At 43.2% G+C, this 9,957-nt stretch carries 8 protein-coding genes; 5 read left to right on the top strand and 3 right to left on the bottom strand.

What is annotated here, in order from left to right:
• Both NZ896_05300 and thyX read right to left on the bottom strand, forming a co-directional pair.
• A partial coding sequence (locus NZ896_05300) for a radical SAM protein (GenBank protein MCS7116872.1) occupies positions 1–1,363 on the bottom strand: 1,363 nt, incomplete at its 3' end.
• A 247-nt stretch (positions 1,364–1,610) separates the two neighbouring features.
• Positions 1,611–2,228 carry an FAD-dependent thymidylate synthase gene (gene thyX / locus NZ896_05295; GenBank protein ID MCS7116871.1) on the bottom strand — a complete coding sequence of 206 codons (618 nt, stop codon included), beginning with the start codon at positions 2,226–2,228 and terminating at the stop codon, positions 1,611–1,613.
• Between the two features lie 175 nt (positions 2,229–2,403).
• Between thyX and cdhC the strand changes: the two genes are divergently transcribed.
• From cdhC to NZ896_05275, 4 genes are read left to right on the top strand one after another with little or no spacing between them, the layout of a single operon-like run.
• Positions 2,404–3,822, top strand: coding sequence for a CO dehydrogenase/CO-methylating acetyl-CoA synthase complex subunit beta (cdhC, locus tag NZ896_05290; GenBank protein MCS7116870.1), 1,419 nt, complete (start codon positions 2,404–2,406; stop codon positions 3,820–3,822).
• Positions 3,803–5,023 (top strand): CO dehydrogenase/acetyl-CoA synthase subunit delta, encoded by a 1,221-nt coding sequence (cdhD, locus tag NZ896_05285; protein ID MCS7116869.1) that lies wholly within the window; start codon positions 3,803–3,805, stop codon positions 5,021–5,023. Before cdhC ends, cdhD begins: the two co-directional genes overlap by 20 nt.
• Before the next feature lie 9 nt (positions 5,024–5,032).
• Entirely contained in the window at positions 5,033–6,460 is a 1,428-nt protein-coding gene (gene acsC / locus NZ896_05280; GenBank protein MCS7116868.1) for an acetyl-CoA decarbonylase/synthase complex subunit gamma, read from the top strand.
• A complete protein-coding gene (locus tag NZ896_05275) occupies positions 6,430–7,233 on the top strand; it encodes an AAA family ATPase (protein MCS7116867.1) in 804 nt (267 codons plus the stop codon). The genes acsC and NZ896_05275 overlap by 31 nt, the downstream gene beginning before the upstream one ends.
• 33 nt (positions 7,234–7,266) lie before the next feature.
• Here NZ896_05275 and NZ896_05270 read toward each other — a convergent pair whose 3' ends face one another.
• Positions 7,267–9,168 carry an ASKHA domain-containing protein gene (locus NZ896_05270; protein MCS7116866.1) on the bottom strand — a complete coding sequence of 634 codons (1,902 nt, stop codon included), beginning with the start codon at positions 9,166–9,168 and terminating at the stop codon, positions 7,267–7,269.
• Positions 9,169–9,409: 241 nt separating this feature from the next.
• On the opposite strand from NZ896_05270, the gene NZ896_05265 reads away from it, so the two are divergent.
• A partial coding sequence (locus tag NZ896_05265) for a hypothetical protein (GenBank protein ID MCS7116865.1) occupies positions 9,410–9,957 on the top strand: 548 nt, incomplete at its 3' end.

Here is a 9,957-nt window from a genome sequence, read left to right as displayed (position 1 = left end):
GATCAAAATTGTACAGATCCATGAAGTGCATCATACCTATCATAACCATGCGATAGTGCAGATCGGCCAACGATCTGTAAGAGCCCGTTCTTAAAATCGGTAATAAGAGTTTACGTAATAAGCCCCATTTAACGTATTTGAGTGCGCTGAGCATCTTCATCTTCGCTTTGATCTTATGCCCATCCTTAGCCAATCGATAAACTTCCTCCATTATACTCATGAACTTTTCAACATCTGCATAACGTGTTATAGGAACGATCTTATCGCCTTCAACGAATACGTACGTGGCCATACCACAATGGGGATGGGTAGTGAACTCAACGTAGCGATGATTGTGTAATGCACCTACGGCTTGTGAGAGTGGCACTACAAAAGGTACTGGGTAGAAGTCTTCCGCCCTTATCTGACCATCGGTCTGTTCCTCGATCAGTTTTAAACACTCTGGTATGGTGATCCTCATCTCTTTACGCTTTTCATAGTCTATTCTACCCGTAATGGAGACTGGCTGGAAATTGATACACCGAACGACATCCGCATTTGCGATACCGAACTTGATTATATCGCCCAGCTGATGATCATTTATACCTTTGATGACTGTAGGGACAAGAATTACAGCATCGAAACCGATCTTTCTACAATTTTCGATGACCTTGAGCTTCATATCGAGTAGATCGATACCCCGTGTCTTTAAGTAAATTTCTCTTGTGACACCATCGAATTGGAGGTAGATCGCACAGGCGCCTGCATCGACCAATCTTTTACAATATTCGATAGAATTTGCCAAACGAATGCCATTTGTATTCACTTCAATATGGTGAAAGCCAGCGTTCTTTGCGTATGCGATAAGTTCGGGCAGATCATCTCGAATCGTCGGCTCTCCACCACTAAACTGAAGGCCGGGTGGCTTAACGGGTTGATTCGATCTGAAGTTATCGATGATACGTTTGATTTCATCGGTCGTTGGTTGGTAGAGATAACCACTAACTTCTGCATTTGCAAAACATACGGGGCATTTAAGGTTACAACTATTCGTCACATCGATTATGGCCAAGACTGTATGAGATTTATGCTCATTACAGATCCCACAATCGAATGGGCAACCCTTCTCGGTACGTTTTGTCCTCGGATTCGCCAATCCATCCCCAATACGCTCGAACCTTTTAGCCTTTAGGTACATCTGGTAATCAGACCAGTAGATATCCTCAAAGGTACCATGGACGGGACATTCTTTTCTCATTATTACTTGATCTTTATCATCGCGAAGTAATTGGGCATCTATAACCCTTAAACACTCGGGGCAGAGCGATTTCGTATCCTTTATCTTCTCCATAATTCCGCACTTTTGCTCAAACGAACCTTTCAACGATAATCCATCACCAGTTGTCTTACTTTGATACTCTCCCAAATTTATCATCAGAAGAATTGTGGATCATCGATATAATAATTTTACCATAAAATCGTTGGTGCGCTCATGCCTTCATCATGATATGAAGAATTACGATAGATCGAGGAGATCTATATCATCTTCGTGATTTGTAGATTTTAACGTTTTAATTTCATCGTATCGATTGGTTACGATGCGTGATTATATTACATCTAAAAGATTATCATCAACATTCAATGACCTTTTCGAATAAAGTAGGCGCAACCTTTCTAACTTCTTCAAGGATTCGGCTAGCAAGTTCTCTGATCTCCCATTGGGCCTTCGCCGATAATCTTAATGATAAAAAGTGCATCAGACTTCTAGCGTTCATAGTCATTATGAGCTTCGTAGCGACACACTGGGGTAGTATGAACCTCGCATCTTCTTTGGGGATTCCAATACGTAATAATTCCTCCATCTTTTCAATAGTAAATCTTCTAACTTCATCGAAGATTTTGATCGCTTCGGGATTATTTTGAATACTTGGTGGTATGACCATCTCTTCCTTATGTGCCAATGTAAATCTTTGGCTCTCCTGATTGTAGGATGCAATCCTATGCCTTATCAACTGATGGCTACAGACTCGTGATATGCCCTCTATTTCGAATGTGAATACAACGTGCTCCAACACACTAAAGGTCCTATCATTCAAAGCTTTTCTAACCAGATACTGGATATATGCATCACCTTTGCTATCGATCTCTTTCTCGATCTCCTCTATCGTAGAAGTCGAATAGCACCTTCTCATAGCTATCGCAATGACCCTTTCTGGCGATGGGGTATGCCAAATTAACTTAACCCTCATCACCATGTTTATAGAATTACAACATATTTAAGTACATAACATGATTGGAGAGTAATCAAAATTTTCATAAGATCTCATTATATCCACTCTTTTTATATATAGGTAATTATTATATATGCGATACCTTTTTTATATTTAGTAAGAAGAGTCAGAGATGACGATTGAGGTGATATGAATGTCGATGTTTGCAGATATACCAGTCGATGTTGGAGTTATTTATGAAGGAGAGAGAATAAGGAAGAAAGACCTTCATGTGGAGTTAGGCGGTCCGAACGTCCCTTACAAGTTCGAGTTGGTAAAGGCTAGAGAGATGGGCCAGATTGAAGATGGTAAGATACAGATCATCGGTCCGGATCTAAAAGATCTGCCAGAGGGAGGTAGTTATCCGTTCGGTATATTTATCGAAGTCGCTGGGAAGCAGGTTGAAGAATCGCTGGAAGGTGTGATCGAAAGAAGGATACATGAATATGCGAACTATATCGAAGGGCTCATGCATCTTAATCAAAGGTATGATATATGGATACGTATAAGTAAAAAATCTTTCCAGAAGGGTTTCAATTCATTCGTCTATTTTGGAAGAGTGTTGGAGAGGCTCTATAAAAGTGAACTTCCTTTCATAGAAGCGATTCAGATCACATTCATAACCGATCCGGAGAAGGTCAAGGAGATGTACCAATTTGCTTTAGAGACGTACAATGCACGTGATGCGAGGGCTAGAGGTTTGAAGGACGAAGAGGTAGATTGCTTCTATGGTTGCCTCCTCTGCCAATCGTTCGCACCGACTCACGTCTGTGTAATAACCCCTCAAAGGTACTCCAATTGTGGTTCGATCAGCTGGTTCGATGGAAGGGCATCGGTGAATGTAGATCCGAAAGGCTCGATCTACCGTATCGAAAAGGGTGAGTGTTTAGATCCGATCAAGGGTGAATATAGCGGTGTTAATGAGGCGGTTCAAAAGAAGTCGCTGGGAGCGATCAAAAAGGTTCAGTTATATACAGCATTCGGCAACCCTCATACATCGTGTGGATGCTTCGAAGCGGCCGCGTTCTACATACCCGAAGTGGATGGGTTGGGGATCGTGGATAGGGGCTTTAAGGGTGTGACGGTCAATGGCCTACCATTCTCAACGATAGCCGATTCGACCGCGGGTGGGAGGCAGGTGGATGGTTTTCATGGAGTATCTATAGAGTATATGCGCTCTCCAAAGTTCCTCCAAGCCGATGGTGGTTGGAGCCGTATAGTCTGGCTTCCGAGCGCTTTGAAAGAGAGGGTTAAGGATTTCATACCGAAGGATCTCATCGATAAGATCGCAACGGAGAAAGATGTCTCGAATGTGGAGGAATTGAAGGCCTTTTTAGAGAAGAAGGCACATCCAGTCGTTCAAAGGTGGAAGAAGGTAGAAGCACCTCCCGTGTTAGAAGTGAAGGAAAAAGAGGAGGTAAAGGAAGTGAGAGGTGAGGGAGTGAGTGAAGCGGTACTGCACATACCTTCCGCTGTAACTGGAGGGTTTGAGCTAACACTTGAAGGTGTGAAGATCCACGCTAAGAGGTTGATAATTAGGAGGAAGGCGCAGGATGAAAAAGGAGGAGAGTAGGAAAGAGAAGGATAAGGGTGTAGATATTTACGATATAATTAGTAGTAAATTTTTAGAGAATTTATTGAAGTTTGGCGAGATAGAATTAGAGGATGTGATAATAGAAGCTGACAAGTTGGCGATGAAGATTCCACAGATGATCCCTTCACGTGTAAGGGAAGCGATACCTACTTTGGTGGTGCCAAAGAAGATCAAAGAAGTCGAATTCATCTATCCTAAAATGGAATGGGTAGGGAAGATTAGAGAGGTGAAGATCGGTGCAACGAAGGGTGAAGGTGGAACGAGAAGTAAATCGATCGTAATAGGTGGAGAGACCGTACCCCCATTTTATACATTTAGCCAACCTACACCTCATCCACCAGTCATCGCATTCGATATATTCGATATGAAAGTATCGTTACCGAAGGCTGTTAGGATGCACTTTGAAGATGTCATGGAAGATCCGGCCGAATGGGCGAAGAGGTGTGTGAATAAGTATAATGCTGAAGCGGTTAACCTTCATCTGGTAAGTACAGACCCGCTCATCAAAGATTCCCCTCCGAGTGAAGCGGCGAAGACTGTGGAGAAGGTTCTGCAGGCTGTAGATGTACCGATAACTGTCGGTGGTAGTGGGGATGCGAAGAAGGATATGGAGGTCTTCAAAAAGGTGGCTGAAGTAGCGGCGGGCGAGCGCATCATGCTAAACTCATTAGTAAAGGAGATGGATCTATCGAAGATCGCACCTATAATCAAAAACTATAATCATGTGGTCGTTGCATTCACACCCATGGATTTGGATGCAGCGAGAGAGTTGAATAGGAAGTTATTCGAATACTTCGATAAAGATCAGGTGGTGATGGATACCAATACGGGAGCACTCGGTTATGGGCTTGAATATGGGTTTACGGTGATGGAGAGGGCACGCCTTGCAGCTCTAAAAGGGGATGAAGAGCTTCAACAACCATTGCTAAGTGGTAGCACAAACGCGTGGGGGGCTAGAGAGTCTTGGTTAAAGATGGATCCAGAATGGGAGCCTAGAGAGCTTCGTGGCCCTCTATGGGAATTTACAACCGGTTTGACGATGATGTTCGCCGGAGCCGATTATATCATGATGATGCATCCAGTATCGATTCAAACGTTAAAGGATATCATCACTTATTTGACGAGCGGGCAGATCGCCCCTGAAGTCGATATCAGCAATTGGGTGAGTGCGAAGATTTAGGTGAATCACATGCCTGCCAAAGTCATCAGCCCGATCGAAGTCTACAAATACCTACCTAAAACGAATTGTAAAGAGTGTGGCGAACCGAACTGCATGGCATTCGCCGTTAAACTTGTAAATAGAGAGATTGAGCTCAACAAGTGTACCCCTCTACTCAAAGAAGAATACAAAGAAGCCTATAGAAAGTTGTGGGAGATGTTAAAGCCTCCGGTCAAGGAGGTAGAGATCGGGGTTGGGGATAAAAGGGTCAAGATAGGGGGCAAGTATGTTATACATCGCCACGAATTGACCTACAACAATCCGACGGCGATCGCGATAGATATCTCAGACGATATGTCTGAAGAAGAGATATTGAGGAGAATCAAGAAGGTGCAAGAATTTCGCTTTACTTATATAGGTACAACGCTGAAGTTAGATATGCTCGCCTTAAGATCTGTATCGAACGATAAAGCGAGATTTAAGGAGATGGTTACATTCGTTGCTAACAATACCGATCTACCTTTGATACTCTGCTCCTTCAATCCTACGATCATGGAGGCTGGGTTAAGGGTCGTTGGTGATAGAAAGCCACTCATCTACGCAGCAACCAAAGAGAATTGGAGAGAGTTCTTAGAATTTGCATCTATTTACAAGTGCCCACTAGCTGTATTTGCACCCAACGATCTAAAGATGCTCGGCTCCCTTACAAAGACGTTGATCGAGAATGGGGTGAGTGATCTGGTACTCGATCCGGGAACTGTGCCTAAAGGTGGTTTAGCGAATACTTTGAATGCCTTTACGATGTTACGCTGGAGGGCTATTAATGAAGGTGATGAAGCCCTCGGTTTCCCATTGATGGGGACTCCGATTACCGCTTGGATGGTTATGGATGGTGATCCGAGCTTAAAGGCCTGGTGGGAGGCTTGCATCGCCAATATGCTGATACTAAGATTTGCCGATCTTCTAATAATGCACAGTCTAGATGGATGGTCTCTACTACCGACGATGATCCTCAGGCAGAATATTTACAACGATCCGAGAAAGCCCGTCTCTGTTACACCAGGGTTGAGAGTATTTGGCAACCCTGATGAATATTCGCCAGTATTCATGACGACGAACTTCGCTTTAACATTCTATACGGTCAAATCGGATATTGAAGCTGGAAAGGTGGACTGCTATCTATTGGTTGTAAATAGCGAGGGGATAGCTGTGGAATGTGCCGTTGCTGGGAGGAAGATAACTCCGGAGTCGATCGCTGAGGAGTTGTTAAAGTCAGAAGTCGATAAGAAGGTCAAGCATCGAATACTGGTCATACCGGGTAAGGCGGCACGTCTGGCTGGTGCGATCGAAGACGCGACAAAGCTCACATGGAAGGTAGTCGTTGGCCCTATGGATTCATCGGAGATTCCAAAGTTCGTCGCTAATGAGTGGAAGAGGATCGTACAATCTGCCCAATAAAATGTGGTATGAGTAGATTATCGATCTCTGGCAAAGGCGGCTCCGGGAAGACCACTCTAACCGCATTATTACTAAAGGTATTGATTCAGAGTAAAGGGGATAGATCGATACTAGTTATCGATGCGGACCCGGCCACCAATCTTCCTGAAGCCCTTGGTTTAAAGGTTGAGAAAACCGTCGGTACGGTAACCAATGAATTGAGAAAGCAAATGGACCAGGATGCCCTATCTTTAGGTATATCGAAGGAGAGGTTGCTTGAAACGTGGGTCTATAATATATTGGTTGAAACTCCAAATTTTGATTTTTTGGCGATGGGCAGATCGGAAGGTGAGGGTTGTTATTGCTATATCAATAGCGTTTTGACGAGAATATTGGATGTAATCGCTGATAATTACGATATCATTCTTATGGATATGGAAGCGGGGTTGGAGCATCTAAGTAGAAGGACCGCGAAAGATGTCGATATACTTCTCATAGTTACCGACCCTTCGAAGATGGGCTTCGAAACCGCTAAAAGGATCAGAGAAGTAGCCGATGAGGTTCATATCAAGATCAAAAGGGCGTACTTGATCGGTAACCAATTTACAAGTGAGATGGAGGGGCTTTTGATGGGCCGAGCAAAGGAGATAGGTGTAGAGTATGGAGGATTTATTCCGACCGATCCAAATATCTACAGGCATAATCTTGAAGGAAAGCCTCTCTTACATCTACCTTCAGATAGCCCCGCAGTAATAGCAGCCGAGCAGATCGCGAAGAGGATAAATTTGTTATAATTGTGTAATCAGGCGTCGTTTTATACCTTACATCTAGCTTGTTGATACTCTCCTTAACTTTTTACTGGCTTCCCACCACGTGGGGAATAGTTCTCTCTTTCCGGGTATGGTAAAGGCTGCCTGATATTCATCCATAAAGTCCATATCCCTTAACATATCGAAGTACGCTATTAACTCGGCAACCTCCTCAGCCTTCTTTCTATAATCTTGTGATATCAAGGTTAGGTAAGCACCAGCCACAGAACCATTTCCTAAGATGTGAAACTTCGCCTTTGGGAACTCGGGTATCAGACCGATCGCTACACCGTTATTTATATCTAGAAAGCTACCGAAAGCCCCGCAGATGTATACATTCTTAATATCTGAAACTGATAACTTCATCTTCTTCAATAAAGATGATATCGCTCCACAGACGGAGGCCTTCGAGTCCATCAATATATTGATATCTTTTTGTGAAATAGTAATATCTTGGCCTATGCTCGTTTCGTTAGATGGGGCAATTATATACTCTAGACCATCAGCACCAACCCTTACATACTCTGATGATACACTACTATCGATCTTTCCAAAGACATCTAGAATCCCTGCACGAAACATCTCAGCCATTGCATCGATCAATCCTGAGCCACAGATACCCTTGGGCTTGATGGAGCCTATTACTGTGTAACTCGCTTTGAGGGTTTTAGGATCTATCTTCACATGGTCGATCGCCCCTTCGATCGATCTCGTTCCAAACTTTATACCCCATCCTTCGAATGCCGGGCCTGCAGCCGCTGTCGTTGAAAGTAACCATCCTTGGCTGCCCAGTATAACTTCGACATTCGTCCCAATATCGATCAGTAACGATGTTTCTTGTGATTCATGTACGTTAGAAACGATGATATCACCCACCGCATCTCCTCCAATAAATCTACTCACACATGGTAAGCAGTAGACCAAAGCCTTTGGGTTTACATTCATTCCGAGCATCTCTGCACTCATCTTGATCGGGTGCTTTTCAACAACCGCATCGACACTTAAGAGATGTCGAGCATCCATACCCGCAAATAAATATGTCATTATAGTATTACCAGCTGCACATACATCGATTATATCATGAGGTTCGATTTGATTCTTATTTACCAATCTTGAAATTAACTCGTTTATGGTGTCTATGACGGCCCTCTGCATATTGATCAGACCATCTTCTTTATCGATCGTGAAACCGATCCTCGAAACCAGATCTTCTCCATACATTAGTTGTTTATTGTAATCGGATGCTACATCTACGATATCCCCAGTCGATAAATTTACTAAATAAATGACGATCTTCGTTGTACCGATATCGATCGCAACTCCATAACACTTCTTAGACCGATCACCGATCTCAACATCGACAACCGTATAACGATCTGCCGCTCTTCTTATCGTCAATGTCAAACCTTTATCCCACTCTACAGATGCTTCCTTCAATCTTTGGAGGGCATCCGTAGATATATCGAGCCCCTTTGGGTACTTAAAGTGAAGTACATCCTCAACCTTTTTTACATGTTGTAAGGATTGAGGGTTAAGATACTCCTTAAATACGAAGGGCTTCGGCTCGATTTTGAAGATCTCTGCTTTTGATAGTATCTTTTGGCCCTCCACTCTACTTTCAGCCGGTATTAGGACTTCACAATCACTTAAGCAACGGGTCTGGCATGCCAACACATAACCCTGTGAGATTTCCATATCGGATAGAAGCTTCTCTTCTTTAGAGATTCTAGACTCTATTTCACCCTTTTTGATGATCACTTTACACTTTCCACATAGGCCTTTACCTCCGCACACATTTCTAATATTAATACCAGCCCTTTGAGCGATCTCTATGAGATTATCTCCCTTCTTCGCAGTAAATCTCCTTCCGAACGGTTGAAAGGTGATCGTTATCGATGTTCCAAGTGAGTCTCTTTGCATTCGATTTAGTGTTTTGCTAAAGAGGTTTATTTATCCATTTATATGAATAGGGCCGAATGAATATTATAAGGATATTTTTCAAATTTCTTACTAAATTTCTCATCAGATTCCGAAAAGCCTATAAGTCAGCCTTGAGCCCGAGATTACGAAGTAAGATGCGATCGATAATTGCATATAACAAAAGGCTTTTGAATACATATATTCTCTATAATAATCCAAGTTATGGGGGTGGTGTTAGAGTATGAGTAAAAGAGGCATCAGCATAAAGTTAGATAAGTTAAAGAGCGATATAATCGATATCAAGGGCCTTGAATTATCTGTAGGAAGGGTCATCACAGAAGAATGGACCGAACGGATGGGCCCAACCCCAGCTCCCACGTTGACGACTTTGAGAGAATGGGATTACAAACTCCTTCAACGCTATAAACCATTCTACATGCCTTACTGTGATGTATGTTGTTTATGCACCATGGGTAAGTGTGATTTGACACAGGGTAAGAGGGGGGCTTGTGGTATAGATATATGGTGCCAACAATCACGTATCGTCCTCATCGCGTGCTGCATCGGTGCTGCTACACATATCGCCCACGCAAGGCACCTCGTCGAATATCTAATTGAAAAGTATGGTCGTGACAGCCCAATCGATGTAGGAGCCGGTGTCGAGTTAGAGGCCCCGATAACGAGGTTGGTCTATGGTGAGAGGCCTAAAACTTTGGGTGATCTAGAGGAGGTATTAGATTATCTCGAAAATCAGGTTACACAACTCCTTGCATCGACTCACACAGGCCA

This window comes from Nitrososphaerales archaeon (genome assembly GCA_025058425.1).
Classification (GTDB): domain Archaea; phylum Thermoproteota; class Nitrososphaeria; order Nitrososphaerales; family JANXEG01; genus JANXEG01.
Note: the sequence above shows the minus strand (reverse complement) of the source record. Positions and strands in the feature narration are given on the sequence as shown.